Here is a 20,071-nt window from a genome sequence, read left to right as displayed (position 1 = left end):
GTGCTCCATCAACACCTGACTGAACGCAGTGGGTCGCCCAGTGCCAAGGTGGCAGTCTCAGTTAGTGGCGGTGGTTGTGCCGGGCGCAGGGCCCTCACTGAACGTGTAGTTGATGACCACGTCATTGCGGATCAGAACGTCGAGCGTTTTCTGAGTGCCAGTGGTCGTCACCTTCATAGTGACAACGTAGCTTTGAGCATGGGCTGAGCCATTGGTGTATGTGTACACCCACTTTTCGTCAGTCTCGCTAACTGCGCTTTTGGCGTAAGGCTCACCGAATAGCGACTTCAACTCAGTAGTCGTGGTTTTACCCTTGGTGATACTCGCCACACTGGCCGACGGAAAGTCTCGGCCAGCGGTGAAGTGCGATGTAGCGCAACCGCCAAGTGCCAAACAAACTGCCATAACTGCGATGAGACTTTTCATATCCGTCCTTGATGTTGAAGTGCTCCAAATCCTAGCTGGCATCGAAGCCAAAAGCCATCATTGGGTTGCCAACTGCTATCACGTGCTCACAGCAATCAGAGCGCCTTGGGAGCCCTAAGCTAGCCTGAGTGTTGCCCAGCTACCTGACTGACCATCGTTGCGCAAGAATACACCGCAGTCATGAGTACGGATTGAGAACACGCTTAGGACGGAAGGTGATGAAGCTTTTTTTGGACTGTGAGTTCACTCAGCTCAACCAAGATACAAAATTGATCTCATTAGCATTGGTCTCAGAAGTCGGAGACGAGTTCTATGTAGAGCTGAACCGACCCGGCGTAGGTAATGATGACAGCATAGTTAATCTGCAGCTAAATTTAACGCAAACGGTTATTTCAAAAAAATATTTTTCCTCTACGTTAAAGAATGCCTTTAAGCCGTCCGATTGATGTTTAAGAACATAGTGACGGTGGCGTTTATGAATAAAGCTCAGGTGCAACCAGCAGAGTTTTTTGCCGAGCGCGAATTTGTATGTTGGCTAGGGCGTGAGGATGACGAAAAATATTCGTGCCAGGTATCAAGACAGGGAGATTACTACGTCAGTGTTAATTTAGACCTAATGTCTATCAGGTTCGTCGATGCTGTAGCAGAGGATATCGCGCGCTGTCTTTACGATGCTGTGCTCATTACCGTAGGAAATCTCGCAGGGTTTGTGCCAACGCCAGCAGATCGCGAATGTATGCTTGAAAGGACATATCGTAAAAGAGTGTCCGGAGAGTGGAATTACTGCGCCAATGGCAGGTTTAACTGCCACGAGACAGAAGATGAAGTCTATGTTGTTGAGCTTGCGGTGGATGAGAACGACAAAACTGAGCAGGTGAGGGTCTACACGGATGATGAGGGTGGAGTAGAGCTGGTTTTCGATTTCACGTCCCATTCGTTCAGCATGGACGACGCAGTGTGGCTTTCTAACGCTTTGATGGAGGCCCAGGGGCGCGAGCCCTTGGATACCTTGGAGACAACAAGCAAAAGCTGCAGGCCGATGGCTGGTTTCCATCCGGCGGAACTCTGTTTGAAAGGTAGGTAGCCCAAGAGGATCCTAACTAGGCAGCGCGCACCGCCAGCATGCCTAATGGAAATTAGGAAGGAGATCGAGTGCAATCCAGGCCGGTAAGCCTACCCTCAGTCTATGAAAGTTAGATGGCGGGCCCACCACTATGCCAAGGTTGAGTAGCCGGTTGAGTTGATCGTTCGCTGCTGCACGTGGCAGGTCGGTGAAGGTTACGAATTCGGCGGGAGGTAGTGAGCCTTGGATTAACAGCGCTAGGAGCGCCGGCATCGTTTCTGGGGTGATGCCTGCTTCGGTCAATTGCGAGTTTGTTCTGTACGCATGGGCCATGGACTTACGAAGTTGGTGACGACTCAGAGCGGTAGTAATGTAGTCCACTTCGTCATGGCAGACATCAAGCATGAACTCGATGAAAGCGAGTTGCTCTCTGTCTGTGGATTGTTGAGCACCCTCAAGCCCATCTGTCTGCATGGGATCATTCATACCTGTAGCAGACTGATACTCGTCGAGCCTTCGAGCCAGGCCCCGCGAAAGCGACCACAGGTGTGGGTGAAGTCCAAGTAGTGCGAAATGCTCGAACGTAAGCGCCCGCGCAAAAGCCCCTATGCCATTACGGGGTGTTCGCCTATGGAGAAGCTGGTAGTGCATACACAAGACCGCCACGATGCGTCGACGATGCTCTGGGATTTCGCCAAAGGCGCTCTGATGGTGCTCAAGTATGAACACACGTTCCAGAATCTCTGGCTCACAAATGACCCCATCAATCACGCTCGAGTAATGAGCGTTGGTGACTTCAAGCCGCTCACTCAAGCATGAAGCTGTCTCTGGCGCGACCATGCCAGCGAGGAACGCAGTCTTCCTTACAAGCTCATCTGCTCGGGCCAGAGTCGATGTAGGAATCGATGTGGGAATGATGGGGTGTAGCCAGTGCTCAGTCATCTGCGTGAGTATCTGTCAGAGGGCATCGTTCACTCTTCATCCGCTGAAAGCGGGGAGTTGATGTCAACATCGATACCGCCGACTAATGAGTCGAGGCGAGCCAGGACAGTTGAATCGAGGGCGATCAGACTCTCAGGGTTACTCAGAATGTCGTCCTCCAGCAATTTTAGAAACCCAGAAAGCTCCTGGTCATTCTCTGAGGTGCTCGCGTGCTCCGAGGCACTGCGAGAGTGGGTCGTGGATATGGATGGAGTAGGATTTGAATCATTCATGGCACTGACATTATCCGCGCTTGAAGCTCTTGTCATGCTCTGCTTTCGTAAGCCGTAAAGCGGTGCTTGTCGCCGAGGTGTATGTCGCTGATTCGGGCCTTTGGCCCGGCTCGCCTGAGGCTTTTCAGATGGAGATGAAAGTGCTGTCATCGATCAAGGAATACCAACCAGGGCCTCGGATATCACAGACTATTTGGATGAGCCTCGGGCTGCCGTCACGCGGCACCATGCTTCATGACCTGGTTCACGAAGGACTACCTTTCGAATGCCTCGAGCGGATAGCGAGCGTGCTGCAGGTGCAGCGGGGCGTCATCTCCAAGGCTATTTGCATAGCACCTTCGACGTTGGCGCGTAGAGCGAAAGCAGGGCGGTTCAACGCAGTAGAAAGCGACCGCCTCGTCGCATTGGTAGCTGTCTTTGAGGAAGCCCTTTCCCTGTTCGAAAACGATGTCGCAGCAGCTACGGAGTGGATTAGCTCGCCGGTTCGAGGGCTCGGATCGAAGCGTCCACTCGACATGCTGGGGACGAGGGTGGAAACGAAAGCTGTCTTCGATCTTATAGGCCAGTTGGAGAAGGGTGTTCTAGTGTGAGATCCGTCAGGCGGACTAATTGATAGGCTCTGTCACCTAGGCGCCCTCTGACAATCGAGACTCACGAATACCCCCATCAGGTTCTTAACGCATCTCTGTGCTCTGCGAGGTGCTGCATCTCGGCTGACCATAGTCGTAAAAAACGGCGCCAATCTCTCGCATAGCTGCCCTGCCGTAAACGGGTAGAGCCAGTACTCGCCTCTTCGAAACGAGTCTTCCAGGGTTCTGGTATGTGTTCGTCAAGCACGACTACAAAGTGGGATCCGCTGACTCCCACGATCTCGGTTTCTGGGACACATTCTCGTAGCTCATCAACTGACATGGCGACTGCATCGCCAATAGGGTCATCTCGATCTTGGCGCTCAATTTCATCAAGAATCGCAAGGTACTGAATCGCTCGATCAGATCCAGGCTGCAGCCTTTCTAAATCCCACAAGGCGTAGCGACGATTGCGTTCGCGCTGCCAGAGACGATTCGCGTCAATCATCATTGTTTTCCGCTATTCACAAGCATCTGTGAGCTCGTCTATTCGATCCGTGATGAAGCGCGTGTTGCCGACAAATACTTCTGTCAAGTACACAACTTCGCCGACAATCAGTTCGAGCTCCTGCAGAGCTTTGTCCGGACTTCGAATCGCGCTGTCACCATCCCATTCTTCGATGATGATTTTCATAGGAGGTTTTCGCATGTGTGGTCTCCATCGCTACTTAGTCGGAAATAGAAACGTGATGCTGCGTACTCCGCCCATTCATCATATCGTTCGGTTTGATCGGGGCGATAGGTATAGGCAACGTGCTACGTGCACGTAAAAGTCATCAGCAGGCGGCCTTTGCCACATGGGATCCACAGTCTATAAAAGTGTCGCCGGTTAGACCTAGTAGCGCAGCACTACAAGTCGCATCCTGCCTTGTGGTACTGAGTTGAGTAGATCGAACTACAAGCGTTCATTGGACGGAAGTATCTAGGCCTGAATGGTGGCTCACCGAGCATCGATAGGTCATGGTAAAAGTCTTATAAAATGAGTTACGTTAAATTATTCTGACAGGTAGATTCTATATTGACTCCTGCACTCTTGAGTTAGTTTTATGCAGTCAGCTGAGTGTCTCCATTGATAATGGAAGCAATGTTCGTCGCACTCATTAAAAGTTAAGGAATTTATATTCATAATTGGTAAACGCACAGTAATCAGGCTCTTGAAGCTAGCGCGATGAAAACTGAAGGGAAGAGGGATGATGCATGTCATTTCTCTGAACGCTGGTCGGGTGAATCATCTGCCTTCCATTGATTTAGTAAATTCCGTTCTGGTGGCGTGGTTTATGCATGCCATCGGAATGTGCAGGCTAAAATCAAAGGAAGGTGCTTCGGGAAAGGAAACTCTAGCTCCCTCAACATATTAGATATATTGACAGGCTTTGTACGCATACTTTTGTTTGAGCTGGCTCTGAAAGCCAGGGAGGGAGCGGCTTCACGCAATTTTTGGTAAGCCAATATCTACATTGATGGCTGTCGCAACTTGAATGGTTATATGGCTTGTATTGACGTAATGCCGCAACTGCTTCGTTAAGATAATCAACAAATTGACACCAGGAATTTAATTGCGTTGTATTGACGAAATTGGATTTTTGACGAAGTCCTTGTGTGCCTTGAAGATCTTGTAGTAGCTTCGAAAAAAGCGTTTTGTACATGCGGCAAAATATTGTCGCTCCAAGAAGTGCACTGCTGTTCAATAATCAAGGTTGTTAAGTACTCTTTAGATGAAAAATTTCAGATATAAAAAACTCGTAATAGCAGGTCAGTCCATAGATGTGTTGGAATCATTGGAAGGTGAAATTATTGAGTGTGTAGAGGAGTATGTGAGGCGGCTGTTCTCTAGTAATGCTCCTGTGGGGACAGTAGAGACTTACACTCCATGCGTATGTAAATATCTAGACTTTACCGTCGAGTGTATGGCCGTTATGGCTACATTGGATATTGGCGAATTAAGCAAGTATTCAGTTGTAGAGTTATATTTTCAAGCCTTAAGTTTTGGACGAGAATCTGAATTGGAAATTGTACAGATTTTAGTTGAGCGTTTAGGCTGGAGTATTTTGTCATCCGCAACAATGAAAATTCACCGAAGTGCATTGACACTATTTTTTCAATTGTCTGAGAAGTGGGTGGAATCAAGTTTGGCCACTGTAGGCTTGGACGAATATGGTTGTTTGATCGCGGCATCGACTCCGACGCTAATTTCGCATGTACCAAAAGTATCTGATTTTGATTACAAAAGAAAAGGATGGGGGAGTAGAAGGGTTAATTCATATCTTGCGGAATGTATAGCTGGTGGGGTGGGTGTAAAGGCGCTGAATCTTATACCTCAGTACTTTGTTGGTGGCTCAACGCGGAATGTCGGAGAGCTCAAGCTGAATTTAGATGATGTTGTGCGGGTGATAGAGCAAACGCGAAATATCAGGGATAAGGTTTATTATTCTCTGTTAGCCGCTGGAGGTGCACGTGTATCTGAGACCTTACAGGTACTCATTTCCGATATCGATGTGGAAAATAAGATTGTCTATATCGTAGATCCTCGGGACAGGAAAAAGCTTTACCAAAATATGGGATTGTCGATGTCTCAAATAAACTCCCTTAGATTCAAAGGTAGAGCCAATCAGCGACTTACTCTGATCGAGCCTTTCGCTACTATGTTTTGGAATGGCCTTCAGACGTTATTGTCCTCGCCACAACTACCCTGTGTAGATAGTAACGGGTTATATATTACTCATGACTTTCTTTTTTGCGTTAGTAGAGGGGCAACAAAAGGGAAGCCCTTCTGTTTGGTCGATCCATCGCCAATTCTTCGGACATTCAAATCAAATCTAAAGAAAATAGGTGTTTTCATTGGAAAGCAACATGATGTACGGCATATGTACATTTCTTATCTTTGCAATGATATCCCAACAGAAAATGGTTGCGGGTTGGGGGTGGAGAAGACAAGTGGCTACGTAGGGCATATAAATATTGAAAGTACTGAAATCTATAATCATGCTGACTCATCTGACGCTCTAATGGCGGCAGAAGATTTTTACATCGTAAATGGGTATTACGAGAATATTGTTTTGGGGTCGGTCTGATGAGTGTTAATTTTTCAGATAAGCCCGTGGTGCTAGTTAACGACTTTGAGTTGAATGACGCAGTTCGAAGAAATATAAAAACCGTTAGTAATTATTTGGATGAGATTTATGGATCCATTATTTCGAGCTATGAGTCTATAAATACCGGCCCAATCATGAAGCGTTATACATTTAAAAAATTTTTTGTATTTTCAAAAAATTCTGGGAAGAGATTTTATGGCACTTCATGGGTGATGGCGGCCTACGAGTATGTGTTATTGGGTGATCTGAGGGCATCAGAAAATCTAGTGGTACAGCTTTTGGGCGAGGATTCAGTTGATTATCTTCCGGCTACTAAGGTTTCATTGAGGCGGGCACTATGGCTTTTGTTAATTTTGTTGTTTAAGGATAAGTGCTTGTTACTGACTCCTCTGCTTAAAGCGAACCAATATAAGAATAACTCGCCAGTACTTCTTGAGTTCGGTTTTGACCATTACCCCGAGTTGATGGCTTTCACGATCTCTGCAAGAGATAAAGTGGATCTTCCCGTTTTTTGGCAAGGTGTTGATCAAAGGGTTAGAGAACGAATCGCACAGTATGGTGCGCGGTTATTTTGGATTATTGGGGCCGTCAAACCGGAAGATTTGACTATCGAAAGTCTAGTGGCGGTTCATCAAAAATATTTCTATGAAAAAGAGCGGCTGACTGCAGAGTTACCTGTTCATACAATTGCTCACTATGTATGCAGCTTTTTCGGCGAGCGGGTCAATTTTAGCTACGATGAACTATTTCATGCTCTTAATGCATTAAGACCAATGAAGTATAAGTCAGGAAGTAAGGGCGAGTTAACAGCTATAAATTTTGTTCCAATTATTGACCAATCAGAATCAGATGACCAGCTTGTAGATTACTGCCGACTCCTAGTGCGGAATCAATTTATGCCTGCCAGGGTTAAACAGAATCCAATTTTGAGTCACTCTAGTTTTCATAATACTCCGGCACTTATGCGGTGGATGGCTGTGCAGAAAGCGTATTTGGAGCTTAAGGCGTATGAGGATGAGAACCATAGTGCATTTGGTCTGAGTTATTTAAATATATATTTGTTTGTGTATTTAGATAAGTGGTTTTCTTTGTTCGGGTGTTGTGAGGGCTTTTCTTATCCTGAGTATATATCTCAATTGGATTTGAAGTTTGTCGCACCTATCGCCAAGCATTCTGGCGCGCCTTTGCCTCTAAAGGATTTTATTGAAAGTATGGCAAAGGATTCGCCAACTGTGAAATCCGCATCTTTGCAACAGCTTCGAGTAATGTTTGAGTGGATGGAGGCGAAAAAGTTTGAAGATGAAGAAGGGAAGTTCAAGAATCACCTTCTGAAAATTGACATGCCAGAAGGTTCTGGCTTGCCGAATTCAGATAAGCGTCCATTCAAGCGGGCTGAGTACAGCTTGGCAATTAATTATCTGTATTGTGTTTTTCTGGCTCTTGAAATTCTTAATGATGATATATTTAAGCAGAACTACGCAGATATAATGCATGGAAGCCTGGAGGAACGTGCACTATCGTTAGGGTGGAAAAACGAATTTTATTATTCCGGTCGTAAGTATGTAGTGGAGGCCCTGCCGCAGTGTTTTTTTAAGCGTTGGAGCATCCCGCTGGCTGGCGAAGGGAGTAAAACCATTTTCAGTCCTCATCTTATTGTACATGTTATCTCAGCAGTTGAAAGTGGTCTTAGGCATCAATCGATTCAATGGTTGTCAACTGACTTTGATAAATACGTAGTTGGGGAGGTCGAGTTAAACAAAGCTTATTGGCTGCATGTGGTGGTGGATAAAGTAAAGAAGCGACCTATCCGGACTATAGTCAGTGGGCAAACTATTGTCGTTTTGCGCTACCAAAGAAAGATCCGAGAATTGGTTTCAAGTCCCGTTTTTAACAGGCTGAAAAGCTACGAGAATAGGCACGAAAATGTACGTGAAGACTATTTTCCACTTTTCTCGAAATCTGTTTCAAGTGGGGATCCATATACAGATTCTGTGTATTCGGAAGGGTATCTATCTTTTTTAGTTGAGTTTCAGTTTTTTCTTAAGAGGCACGGGGTTGTATCGAAGTTTTATGAGTTTAAGCCTAATGGATTCAGTTATGGCCAAATAGTAATCCCAAATAATGTAGTCGTTTTGAGTGTGAATTTTCCGTACTGCCCCGTGCGCGTTGTTACTGACATGACTCCTCACCATACACGCAACAGCACAGTCAAAGTATGGCAGCGGATTATGAAAGACAGCGAGGTTGGAAAGTTTAAAACTGGCCAAGGCGTACGCACTGTTCGTTATTATGGGACTCTCATAGATGAAGATTTCAATGAGGTAACTGAAAAGATCAATAATGATATAGTCCGAATATGGAAAGGAGAACGCCTTGATGCATCGCATCCAACTTCTAATTTTCGGAAAGCGCTGAATGTCGATGCGTCTCAGGCATTGCGAGACTTCAATTGTATTACTATGTCACATATCTCCGTGCTTCAAGATAACTCAGCTTTGAAAGATCTGACAGAGAAATATGATGGTAGAGTGAGTCATCATTCTACCCATATATGTACAAAAGGAGATGCGTGCACGCAGGAAATAATCGATGAGGGTCTCGAAAAGCGGTGTGGGTTATGCATTTTTTCTGTTAAAGGGGTTGATAACATCCCAGCTATAGATGTAAAAATTTATAATCTTTCTATGGAGGTTGAAGAGCTTCATTCTTACGCTGATTCTATCTCTGAGGAAAATGTCTTTGAGTTAGAGCAGGTTGACGTGAGGCTTGAAAGAACTGTGTCTGATCTTCTAGGTTGGACTTGGAGTCGCGACTATTTGGTAGAGTGTTATCGACGAGATGTTGCCTCAAGTAATAAACTCATTTCTATTCAGCCCCAGCTTATGAAAAAAAGCATGCGCGAAGTAGAGATGAATGACTCATCTATGCAATACATTTTCTCAAGGTTATATGAAAATAGTCTATATCCAGAGTTGCAGGCTGAAGTAGTAAGAGCTAGGTATAATTTTCTGAAAATGCGCTTGCGAGGCGGTAGTGTGGATATCGCTGAAATTTTTAAGCCGGCGATATCTGACCCTGCTGCTTTATTAGTGACTCAGGTCAAGTCGATGCTCCAAGTTAATAATATAACTATTGATGAGTTTACCAAGAGGTTGGAGATTGGTCAGAGTGTAGCATTGGATGACTATATACCTTTGATATTAACTTCACTCGGAGAGGACGATGTCGAGTAACTTTTCACCCTGGCAGGAGGGTAAGGTCAGGTCTAGGAAGGAAATGGTCATGGACGTGTTGAGTTCAATGCGAGCTAGAAAATCGTCACCGTTGAAAATCACTGAGTTGGCCGAGATTATTTGTCATACTATTAGAGCCGTAGAGCAGCGGCAGGCTCTCATGGAGGGGAAAAAATATCGGCCAATTAATAGTGCTACACTTTTAAGGCCTGATGGTAAATATCGTTCACTGCTCGATGCATATTTGATTGAAGTGAAAATGCATTCCGGAGATCTCGAAAACGGGGTTGTGGATCCTGTTGCTAGGAGGTTGCTCGTATCGAAAAGTGTTGAGATTGCAAATCTCACTAGTAAGCTTGGTCGTGCTCATAAAAAAATCGAACATCAAAAAAAATCCTTTGATACTAATTCGCGGACTGTTGCAGTACATAATTTTGATATTGATGGCATGGGTAGGGCGGCAAGCACTCTTTTCGATGTGCTGATCGGTACGGGGCTTTTTAAGTTTGATGATCAGACAGGTGATGTACTATTTGTTACAAGGGCTCGTAGAGTCGCTATCTCTCGGCTAGATATTGCCGTTTTCTTAAATTGGCGTAAGGCTAAGCTAGCCAATGTGTTTAGTGTCGACTTGGAATTCTAGTATCAGGCTTACACTCCCATCAGTAATGACCTCGCAGTGATAATAGGTTGGGGCTTCATCGTATTATCTGGGTTTTATGAACCGGTTCGACATTCCAGGGCGCTCTGACAACTAGGTCAACCGTTCATCAATGTGACTCCACTGGGGGGCTCATTATTGGAGCCTTCTCCGGCTTCCCAGAGAAGGGAAAGCCAAGACAACCCATTCGATAAGTTTTCTCGTTGGGGGGAGGTCAACGACGCTGCATGCTCATTCGGATTTTAATCAGGTGCGTATCCTCGAAACACCGGTCGATACCGTGGACGCTGTGCCTGGTTATTAGCAGAAAAGGGTTGCCGTGCCGGTGTTGGCGTATTGTGACCCCTGCAGCGGGCAAGCGGTGAGGCAGGGGTGAAGCGCGAAGCGCTTACCAAGCCAAGTCTTGCCGCTGTTTGCTCGACCGAGAATCTAATAAAGGAGCAACATCGTGCAGGTCGTTCGTTGGATGAAAAAGGGACGGTGATCGGTACTCGCTATGAAAAGCTGACCAGAGGTGCACCCCAATGGCCACGCTGAGATATCAAAGGCTTTACATTTCGTACAGAACCTAGCTGAGTGAGCGAAGCGTATTTCTGCGTGGGGCCACTGTGGTCGGACTAGAAAGAGTTGGTAGGTTTCCCCTCCACCTCAATGTGTAGTGACTGTGCACTGGAACATATTGATTTTATTGGGTTTTCTTGGGACTGGTGCCAGGGAATGTCGGATAAGGGTTCGAACCTGCCCTGGGACACCATATAGTTCAAATGATTGCGTGTTCCGTCTGTCTCTATAGGGTCGGCGGGGTTACGCAGGGGTTACGTTAAGCGTCGAACAGAAGGCGGTGAAACTTGATTCAGCCGCGCGCCTAACTCGTAGCGCGAAGGTCGTAGGTTCGATTCCTATCCGTGGCACCAGTAAAATCAAGGCTCGCAGTGATGCGGGCCTTGTTTGTTTTCGGGGCGGGCTAACACTGGAGATAAAGCAAGGGAAAGAATCGGGGCCCATTGGGGGTGGAATTGCACCAAGTCAATCGTCATCGTTTCGGCCGCTGTTAACTGATCTCGGGACTTGCGATTGCCTGTACCAGCTTGCCCGGTTCCCGTGCTGTCGCTGTCATGCTAGCAAGGCGTCACCTTCGGCATCGCGTGAGGCCTGTTGCTACTCCATTTGCTTGCCTGCACGTTTATGGTTCGGCTCATCGCCTAAATGCCGCTGGCCAGCCGTTAGCCCCAACGAACGCGTCAGAGTCACCGCTTGACGCTTGAGGTTGCCGCAATGGGGCGCCCGAAGGTTGATGATCGGCGTTCCGAACGAGGTAGTCAGCACGTCACCCTCGACCGCTAACACCTCTTGAGTCCATTCGATCTGGGTATTGACCTCGGCCAAGTCGGTCGCCAATTGCAGGTCATAGGCCCCCCGCATCGTCACCGGCCGCATACTCATAATCATTCGGAAAATTTGCTGCGCACAGGGCTAAGCTTGCGTGTCGGCGTCAAAACCAACTGCATCGTCTGTATCACCTCAACCTTTGAGCTGATCGAGGTATCAGGTTCCTTTCGCGTTCTCGCTAGTTGACTGGCCATTTTTGGGTCTCTAAATCACTCTAATCAGTATTGAGAAAAGGCACGGCACTCGGTCGGCAGCACGTCCAAAACTCAGATCACTCCCCACCCCCTTTGTCCCCGCCCGTCCGCCAACTGAGTCACAAACACTCTAGTCTAGGCCTCGTGGCGAGTAGTGACGACTGGCAGCGATGGATCAGAAGTTACACTTGGGCTGCTACGAAAACAGGGGAGGGCAGAATCGTACTTCAAGCCCACAACCTGACACATTCATTGGTGTCATTTTGCTACCAATTCGCCTTATAATTTTCTATTTATCTACTTTTCTGCAGGGCATAGGCAATGGGTGAACAGAAGCTGGTAATCGACCTTTCCAAAAGCGAGATGGAGCGGCTTAAAAACCCAAGCGACATTCTGCAGAAGGATGCTTTCTCGCGTCTGACTAATCTGATTCAACACCAGTTGGGCTCTATTCCTAAGGAATCATTCGCCGATTTCAAAGAAACCGAATTGAGCTATCCGAGGACCCATAATGCAGCCCTCATTGAGGGAGGGCGCGGCAGCGGTAAAACGACGTTCCTCCTGACTGCACTGCAGCGGTTGAATAATGCAAACGATGAAGAGGCTGGCCTAATCGCGCAGCAACTCCATGTGCTGCCGATGATCGACCCTACACTAATCGAGACCAAGGAAAATATCATCATCGTCATCTTGTCGATGATTGAGGCGGCGACTGCACATGCACCAGGTAATTATGACCAACTGGACAAGGCGAAGCAGGCATTAGCAGAAGGGCTTGGCCTTCTCGATGGGATCGGATCGAACTCGGCCTACGGAAGTGAGTGGGAAGATGCGAACTGGGTCATGAGCCGTGGCCTGAATAAGGCAATGAAAGGACGGCTATTCGAACGGAAACTCGGCGCATACATCGAAGCAGCGCTAAGACTTCTTAAAAAAGAGGCCTTCGTAGTGGCCTTCGACGATGTCGACACCAATTTCGCGCATGGTCACGCCATTCTGGAAACGATTCGAAAATACCTGACCTCCCCCCGCTTGGTTCTACTGCTTTCAGGAGATCTGGACTTATACGGTCGACTTTTGCGTCGCGGCATCTACGATACTTTTGGAGACAAGGTCCTGAAGCAGGATCCCGACATAATTGGGGGTGACAAGCAGAATGTCGCAAATGCTGTTCTGGAGTTGGAAGAGCAATATCTGCTCAAAGTCGTCCCTCCGCAAAATAGAATCTCAATGTTGCCTTTGGGTGGCATTATACAGAGCAAACACGACGATGTTCAGATCGTTTTGAATGCGAGTAATGGAACACATGACCTAAAACCATGGGCCAGTGGGAAAGTCCGGGAGCTGCTAGCCGAAGACAAAAATAATCGACACCATCCATTCTTCGACTTCGTTGCGATGGAGCACTTACGGCTGGTGATCAGCTACCTGCGAGCGCTTGCTGTCGAGAATAAACAGCAAAGACGCAAAGCGGTTCTGACGGTGTTCGAGGCTCGGCTACGGACCATGCGCGTTCCGACAGATCTTATTGACAAGGGCAACTATGACTATACATTGCGGGAAATTTTCAATTGGTTGATCAGGCAAAAGGACGCTCCTGATTTGCTCCGCTTCGGTGTTCCAGCCGACCGAACCAAAGCCATTGTGGTTCACTGTCTGGCTCTGGCGCTTTCGCAAGGCTTAGAAGCTCGTCATGGTGGAGTGCTCCAGGCCTTGTTTGCCCTAGCGCTCCCCATTGCCATGATGCGCCGCCCAGCGCTAAGTGATGAGACAACCCGTGAAGCAGTCTTTGGCTTTCTCTGGACGCAATCGTCGCCACCGCTGCCAGAGCTTGCGGCGCGCATTGGTTCCATTGACCGGTTTCAACAAAAGATAGGAAAAATACCTGCAAGCTCTTTCGGCTCGGTCGGGCTGGCTAGCCAATTCCAAAGGGAAAGCATCTTGCCGCGCATCTACGGCGTAAAAGATGTGAAAGCAAAGCTGACAGTCGATGAGCTAGTGAAAAAGACCAATAACGGCGTTGTCACCCTAGACTGGATCACCAAGGTTTCTGACGCCGGCGGGGCTAGCCTGCAGGCCCGAAATGGAGTGGGGTGGTTCTCGATCGACGACCTTCAAGAAGAGCGATGCGAGAAATTTAGTGATGTCCTGAACCTCGTCGTCTACAAGCGTTTTAGCGCACGCGGTGAAGCCTTTCGCTCAATCTCGGCACTTTCACTCTTCGCCGTTATTGGCAATCTACTGATGTCTAGTGAAATAGGCGACCTTGCAGCACATTCCGTAACCTCAACTGTTCCGGCTTTCGGAAGCTCGACTGCAACAGACGACAATGAGCAGCTAGCAGAAGAGGATGACGACGAGTCGAACAGTGAAGAAACTGAAGGCGACGAAGATGCGCCGTCCACCGAGCAGAGCGAAGCTTTTGAAAGCTTCAATGCCAACCTGCAAAATTGGCACGCCTTCTCACGCGAACATACAGGAACAGTTGCCGTTTCTCCTTCAATGTTGGGGAGCATCGCCGCGCGCATCCATGATGATCTGATGGGGCTGGATGAAAATGTCACCTCTGTCTGGAAAAGCGGGGAAATCCTGCACCGACAGATCACCAATATCCTGCACGGGATACTTGTGCTTACATCGAACCTTCCAGGCCGTAAAGAAAGCCCCAAAGATACCGACCGGCCTTTCGTTGAAGCACTTGGACAAGTAGCGGCTGGCAAAGCCCCCCATTTGCTAGCGGTTATTCTTCTCTCCTGCCCTTTGGTATGGGCATTTCTCAATCCGAAAGAGGAATTCAAACGCAGCGGTATATCCTCCGTCAAACTGAAAGACGCCGCTATGCATGCGTTAAAAAACTGGGAAAGCACGACGGCGGAAAAAGCTATCGAGTTCAAATGTCCACCGGACTTTGATCGCTGGCTATCCCCGCCGAAAATCCAGATAAAGTTTGGTCCCAAGTCAATTACGAAACGTTTTGTGGAGCTAGAAGGATTTTATGACGTTCTGAACGTGGTACCACGTTATGCCCACGAAGAGAAAAGTAAAAAATGACCCGTCCCCTCAAGGATGAAATGATCGATGCATGGGAACTGGTGGATTACGCGAAGGCCGTGTTGACTAACCAGGATCTGCTGCGTGCATTCGAGCATTCGGCGAAGGTCGCGCGATTCATAGGGGGCGCGCGTTTGTCTATAACACGCGAATGCCATGATCGGTTAAATAACGCACATGCGCTGGGGCGCTTCAGCCAGATGCGACGCTTGCATCCGCGGTTGACAGATGAAGCCCTCGAAAACCGAATCGCGCGGATTGTAAAGCGATTAGACAACGCAGCTTCAATGTATAGCCCCTCTATGGCAAGAGAGGCTCAATCAGAGCGCGTCAAGCCCTTCGAAGATTTGAAGCAGGCACTTCCCAAATTGCTGAGGTGCCTTGCCGAAACATTCCTGTGCGAGGGGCGTGATGGGTCAATTCGTGTGCGGGCCAGATTACTGGCCCCTTGGCAAGATCTTGTGCTTGTATTTCCACCGTTGCTGATTACTTCTGCTTGGATGGCGAAACGCATTTCTCTACCTGACGCGACGACGCCAACCGTTGACGAACAGCAACAGGCCTTGACCCGAATGAGGAGATGGCTGTGCGAATCCACTCTGCCGGTGGATGACGATCCGTTCCTTGACCATCTGTGCCGCACAGAGGGGTTGGACGAAACCCACATGCATCTCAATGGCACGACTGAGGCCGAAAAGGTCTGGTGCGACGCTCTAGAGCGCCCGGAACAGGTGGTAGGGGGACTTACGGCGAGGACCACCGCAAAAGACAGCGGCTTGCATGTATCAATCGGAAATGGCGTGGAACGCTTGCTGCTTCAAGAAGATCCTGAACTCACACCGGATCTGCTGTTGCAGCGGGTCGAAGCTGCCGTCGCACTAAAGGCGATGCTGTTGAGCGATGCTGTACCAGTGTCGAATGCGAATTTAAAAACCGATGTAAGTGAATCAGCGGTGGCGGCCTATCGGCGTGCGCAAAAAGCCTGTTTGCCGCACATCTCAGCAAACCAAATTCCACGGGTGGCCAGGGAAGCCTGGCAGCTTGTGGCGATTATGAGAGCTTTCGAGGCTGGGGGTATGGAGACCGACGCTGGTCTGGTTTTCTGGTACTACGCCCTGTTGAGAGCTCAGTTCTGCCGTCTACTAGTCCAGCAAGTGCACCAGAAAGGCTTCGATCAGTTCCAATACATCACCCTTAATGAGTTGCGGGAGGCGACGGAGAAAGATTATGCCGAGCGATTTCGTCAGATCGAACGCGCACACCAAAAGGGCGTCGATTTCCTCGAAGGACGATTTGCGCCAAAGTCCAATCCAGACGGCTCTGCCGAGCTGATCGGTCGAATACTGCGTGGCTATCTGGAGTTCCTCGGCGAGAGCGAAGCAGGCCAAGCTGGCACCACTCGTGAGGTCGGGCGATATGGTTCCCTAGCTGAGATGCTTTGCCTCGTTCGTAGGCTGGAGAACGGATGTGAGGGGGCTTCCTTAACTTCGAAGCAGACGAATGGCCGAGTTTTGCGTTCTGCAAGGCGTCTACGCCTAGGGCTCGTCCCCCATTTCATCAAACGGGCAGACGCTAACGAAAGGAATGCCTTCTTCAATGCACCGAAGTTTCGCCCGATGTGCCGCGATGTGAAACTGCGGCAAGAGACCGATCAGTGCGCGCGCGCTTTGGTCGCACTGATTCGCCGGACAACGGGGCTAGACACGCTTATACGTGGGATCGACGCAGCCAGCAACGAACGCCACGCCGGTCCAGAGGTGTTTGCTCCAGTATTCCGTCGTATGAGGGGTGCCGGAATTCGACGTTTCACATATCACGCCGGCGAAGATTTTGCTCACCTTATCTCCGGCCTGAGAGCGATCACCGAAGCCGTGTACTTCCTCGAACTTGATGCAGGCTGTCGCATTGGGCATGGAACCGCGTCGGGGCTAGATCCAAAGGCCTGGTGGGCTGCAGCCGAAGGCTATGTGGTGATGCCGACCGAGGATCGGCTGGATGACTTGGTCTTTGCCAGGGAAATACTGCTCCATGCAAGGGTATATGCCGACCGCCTGCCTGTGATAGAAGCGGAGATACATCGGCTGTCAATGAGAATCTGGAGCGATCCGCGCATCACACCCGAGGTCTTGGCAGATGCTTGGCGGCTTCGTTCGCTTGATCCGCTCGTCCAAGGCCTGAGACAAGATGACGTAGATCCAAACCGACGGGAAGAGGTTCGACGTTTCGAAGAAGCTCACAGTCGTGCGCCAGTAGCCCACGCGCATTTCTTGCGTCGTCACGGTAAGGGGGCTAGCAGTGACGAACTAAAGCGAGCACGAGAAGACCTCGTTGTTTCTCAAAAGAACGACGTCCTCAGACCGAAGGTCATACGTGCCATTCAGAACGCCGTTCTACAACTACTGCAAGAGCGCTGTATTGCAATCGAAACACTTCCAAGCAGCAATGTGCGAATCAGTATCCACAATAGTTACGAGGAGCACCATGCTCTGCACTGGCTAGGCCTCGATAGGAGGTCTGCGGGGAAGGCTGTCAGCGTAGTAATAGGTTCGGACGACCCCGGCATTTTCGCGACCGGACTGCGCATGGAATATGCTCACCTCTTACGCACGTTGAACGCCCACGCAGATGCTGCCATGAACATCTCACGCGCCGAAGACATGCTTCAGAGCATGTGTACAGATGCAAAGCGATATCGCTTCTGACTAACCAAAACCCCTTCCGATATTTGAATCGCTCCTACTCTGGTGGTAGACGTTTGCACGCCTCCAAAAGGCTAGTTTCAAGCCTTCCGCGAACGTCCGCTAGTCGATTGCTGCCTTTGCCGCCTCGGAGTTGTGCTCAATGCAACCGAGGCGTAGGCCCGACGAGGGCTTGACGTTGATACTCGGGAAGGTTGGCAGTTCGAACCTGCCCTGGGACACCATATATCGCAGCTCCCCCGCCTGTTTCAACGCTTCATTTTCACGATGTGTAGATAAAGTTCGACAAATTCAGGTACCTGGATTGATCGAATCCATCAACTCTACCTTCGTGACTTTCCATCTCCTCTCCCAAGTAGTCTGAATCTCCCATCCCGCCTGGGAGTATCGGCCGATGTGCAGCCTCCTGTGCCTGTTCATAGTTGTGACCAATAGAACAGAAAATGGTCCACGGTCGGCCCCCGATGACTGGACCCACTGAGGAGAAAGTCATGACTATGCGCAAGAAGACCTCATCGTCAACGAGTGACCTGGCCGATATCGCCGGTGACCATCCTTCACCCGTCAGCCACGACTGGACTTTTACCTACGTGAGCGATCGATCCCGCCTTTACACTCCGCTAGTCACCACCGACCTGAAAGACTACGCCCCCGGCAGCACTGCCATCATCACGGCCAGCGGCTTTGCCGCCGGCAGCACAGTGACGCTCGAAGTGGACCACGCCATCGGTGCTGGCGCGGATGGTGTGTGGGGTACGTCCGACGACGTGCTCGCTACCAACACCGGCGCGGGACACGAGCCCTGGTCCGTGACCGACGGCGGCGCCGGCGATCTCGATGGCCAGGTCAACGGCAGCGTCACCACCTCGTGGTACGTGAATCCCGACGACTCGGCAGGCGCGACGTTTCTGCTGACAGCGTCCTCTGCGGGCGCCGATGGAGTAGTCGGCACTGGTGACGACGTCGTGGCGACAACGTCGTTTACGGACAGCAGTTCGGGTGCCCTGGCGACCGGTGTGACCGTTACGCTGGACGAAACGGCCGGGTTGCAGAACGGCGCTGCCACTCCAAGCCCAGGGGGAGACGCTGACGACAACGACACGTCATTGACCTTGCCGACGGCGTTTTCTGGCCGGCTGGCGACACTGCTGGCCGCTACTGCTCCGACAGAAACCTTGATTGGCGCCGCATTGAGTGGTTACAACGGTTCAAACACAGGCCTCAATGCGTTCACGATCGCGCCCTCTGCTGGCGGAGCCATCACGGATATCCGGTTTACCAAAGCAGACGGCACCCTGCTCGATGGGGTGGATAGCGGACGCAAGACTGCTGACGGTGTCAGCATTTACCTCTATACCGATACGGAGAACAACAACGTTCTCCTCGGTCGAGCAGGCCCGGGCTCCAGCGGCGCGATCGTCTTCGCTGCCTATATTGAGGAGACCGGATCGCCGGTCACGGGCGGCAAGATCTGGACGGTGCTGTACCAGCCGCTCTTTCACAGTGATACCGGCACCCCCGACGACTCGATCAATCTGGATCAGAAGGTCTTCATCGGCACCAGCGAGGACTCGAATTTCAGTCTGGCTGGGGCGCCGTCGGGCCAGCAGTTGTTCCTGATGTTCACGACCGAGGGCGCGACGGCCGATGTGAACGGTCGGATTCCCGGTGTCTCGATCATCGTCACTGGCAGGAATCCGCTGGATCAGTCGGCAAGCAGCGCTGCCATCACCAGCGCCGACACGGTCAACAGCAGTCAGGGCGGCGGCAACACGACTCTGGGCACCAATAACCAGGCGATCACCGAACAGGAAGGTCTGCGCTTCAGCTTCGTCACCGGTGCCAGGGCGGACGTCACGATCCCCAACCTGAGCCCAGGCGAAGCGGGTGTCGAATCGAACATCGACTTCAATCAATACTTCGGCGCCCGCGCTGCAACCTTCAGGGTCGTGCAGGAGACGGGTGGCACGACCGCGAAAATCTTGCTCACCGCCTTCAAGAACGCCGACAACGTCAGCGGGTCGCAGAGCGGCGTCAACTTCATCAACAGCTACGCCAACGACGACGGCGAAAAGATCGCGATCACCAACGGCAGTGTCACCGTGAAGACGTTCTTGGGCGCCACCGTCACCAACGCTGTCATCACCTACAACGCCGACGGCACAGTGCTGATCACCGGCATTCCGACCGACTCGCAGATCACCTACGGCACGGCGACCGACCACAACCGCGTGCTGATCGAGAACGCCGGGTTGCTGACCGCCAAGAATGGCGATAAGACGCACGCCGACTTCGACATCGGTGGTTTCAAAGTGCTGCAGACCAACACGGTAACCACTGAAATCGGCTCCAGGATCATCTTCGAAGATGACGGACCAAGCATCAGCACCACTGGCACGGAGCCGACGCTGACGGTGGAC

General features: G+C 50.1%; 14 protein-coding genes and 1 pseudogene. 9 read left to right on the top strand and 6 right to left on the bottom strand.

The genetic code is table 11. From position 1 onward, the window contains the following. Window positions 1-57: 57 nt before the first annotated feature. Complete coding sequence (locus tag PMI31_RS01135; protein WP_008015671.1) at window positions 58-426, bottom strand: hypothetical protein; 369 nt, start codon at window positions 424-426, stop codon at window positions 58-60. A gap of 475 nt (window positions 427-901) precedes the next feature. On the opposite strand from PMI31_RS01135, the gene PMI31_RS01125 reads away from it, so the two are divergent. Further along, window positions 902-1,510, top strand: a complete 609-nt coding sequence (locus tag PMI31_RS01125; RefSeq protein WP_043302104.1) for a hypothetical protein — start codon at window positions 902-904, stop codon at window positions 1,508-1,510. A gap of 42 nt (window positions 1,511-1,552) precedes the next feature. Here the strand turns inward: PMI31_RS01125 and PMI31_RS30625 are convergent, their stop codons facing one another. Further along, window positions 1,553-1,975, bottom strand: a complete 423-nt coding sequence (locus tag PMI31_RS30625; protein ID WP_157213251.1) for a helix-turn-helix domain-containing protein — start codon at window positions 1,973-1,975, stop codon at window positions 1,553-1,555. Between the two features lie 87 nt (window positions 1,976-2,062). Here PMI31_RS30625 and PMI31_RS30620 point away from each other — a divergent pair, with 87 nt between their 5' ends. Continuing rightward, the gene (locus PMI31_RS30620) at window positions 2,063-2,308 is read left to right on the top strand and encodes a hypothetical protein (protein WP_157213250.1); all 246 of its coding nucleotides are present in this window, start codon (window positions 2,063-2,065) and stop codon (window positions 2,306-2,308) included. A gap of 152 nt (window positions 2,309-2,460) precedes the next feature. Here PMI31_RS30620 and PMI31_RS31755 read toward each other — a convergent pair whose 3' ends face one another. Then, window positions 2,461-2,703: a type II toxin-antitoxin system PrlF family antitoxin gene (locus PMI31_RS31755; protein WP_043302099.1), complete on the bottom strand. Its 243-nt coding sequence runs from the start codon at window positions 2,701-2,703 to the stop codon at window positions 2,461-2,463. 128 nt (window positions 2,704-2,831) lie between these two features. On the opposite strand from PMI31_RS31755, the gene parS reads away from it, so the two are divergent. After that, window positions 2,832-3,293 (top strand): type II RES/Xre toxin-antitoxin system antitoxin, encoded by a 462-nt coding sequence (gene parS, locus PMI31_RS01110; protein ID WP_008015667.1) that lies wholly within the window; start codon window positions 2,832-2,834, stop codon window positions 3,291-3,293. 76 nt (window positions 3,294-3,369) lie between these two features. On the opposite strand, the gene PMI31_RS29575 is transcribed toward parS, so the two are convergent. Both PMI31_RS29575 and PMI31_RS01105 read right to left on the bottom strand, forming a co-directional pair. Beyond that, on the bottom strand, window positions 3,370-3,780 hold the full coding sequence (locus PMI31_RS29575; RefSeq protein ID WP_238539259.1) for a hypothetical protein: 411 nt from the start codon (window positions 3,778-3,780) through the stop codon (window positions 3,370-3,372). A gap of 12 nt (window positions 3,781-3,792) precedes the next feature. Further along, complete coding sequence (locus tag PMI31_RS01105; protein WP_008015666.1) at window positions 3,793-3,981, bottom strand: hypothetical protein; 189 nt, start codon at window positions 3,979-3,981, stop codon at window positions 3,793-3,795. Window positions 3,982-5,047: 1,066 nt separating this feature from the next. Here PMI31_RS01105 and PMI31_RS29570 point away from each other — a divergent pair. Genes PMI31_RS29570 through PMI31_RS01095 form a run of 3 tightly spaced genes read left to right on the top strand, consistent with a single transcriptional unit; the run spans window position 5,048 to window position 10,300 of the window. Next, complete coding sequence (locus tag PMI31_RS29570) at window positions 5,048-6,403, top strand: tyrosine-type recombinase/integrase (RefSeq protein ID WP_081500260.1); 1,356 nt, start codon at window positions 5,048-5,050, stop codon at window positions 6,401-6,403. After that, window positions 6,403-9,657 carry a hypothetical protein gene (locus PMI31_RS01100; RefSeq protein WP_008015663.1) on the top strand — a complete coding sequence of 1,085 codons (3,255 nt, stop codon included), beginning with the start codon at window positions 6,403-6,405 and terminating at the stop codon, window positions 9,655-9,657. Before PMI31_RS29570 ends, PMI31_RS01100 begins: the two co-directional genes overlap by 1 nt. A gap of 49 nt (window positions 9,658-9,706) precedes the next feature. Next, complete coding sequence (locus PMI31_RS01095; RefSeq protein WP_157213249.1) at window positions 9,707-10,300, top strand: hypothetical protein; 594 nt, start codon at window positions 9,707-9,709, stop codon at window positions 10,298-10,300. Window positions 10,301-11,476: 1,176 nt separating this feature from the next. On the opposite strand, the gene PMI31_RS01090 is transcribed toward PMI31_RS01095, so the two are convergent. Next, window positions 11,477-11,767, bottom strand: a complete 291-nt coding sequence (locus PMI31_RS01090; protein ID WP_008015661.1) for a hypothetical protein — start codon at window positions 11,765-11,767, stop codon at window positions 11,477-11,479. Between the two features lie 455 nt (window positions 11,768-12,222). Here PMI31_RS01090 and PMI31_RS01085 point away from each other — a divergent pair, with 455 nt between their 5' ends. From PMI31_RS01085 to PMI31_RS01075, 3 genes and pseudogenes are all read left to right on the top strand, one after another. Then, window positions 12,223-14,952, top strand: coding sequence for a hypothetical protein (locus tag PMI31_RS01085; protein WP_008015660.1), 2,730 nt, complete (start codon window positions 12,223-12,225; stop codon window positions 14,950-14,952). Beyond that, window positions 14,949-17,654 (top strand): adenosine deaminase, encoded by a 2,706-nt coding sequence (locus PMI31_RS01080; RefSeq protein WP_157213248.1) that lies wholly within the window; start codon window positions 14,949-14,951, stop codon window positions 17,652-17,654. Before PMI31_RS01085 ends, PMI31_RS01080 begins: the two co-directional genes overlap by 4 nt. 488 nt (window positions 17,655-18,142) lie before the next feature. Then, window positions 18,143-20,071: pseudogene (locus PMI31_RS01075) on the top strand (DUF5801 repeats-in-toxin domain-containing protein); the annotation flags it as partial.

The organism is Pseudomonas sp. GM55, from assembly GCF_000282395.1.
Taxonomy (GTDB): domain Bacteria; phylum Pseudomonadota; class Gammaproteobacteria; order Pseudomonadales; family Pseudomonadaceae; genus Aquipseudomonas; species Aquipseudomonas fluorescens_CC.
The sequence above is the reverse complement of the archived record's forward strand: the minus strand, read 5'-3'. Positions and strand labels throughout refer to the sequence as shown.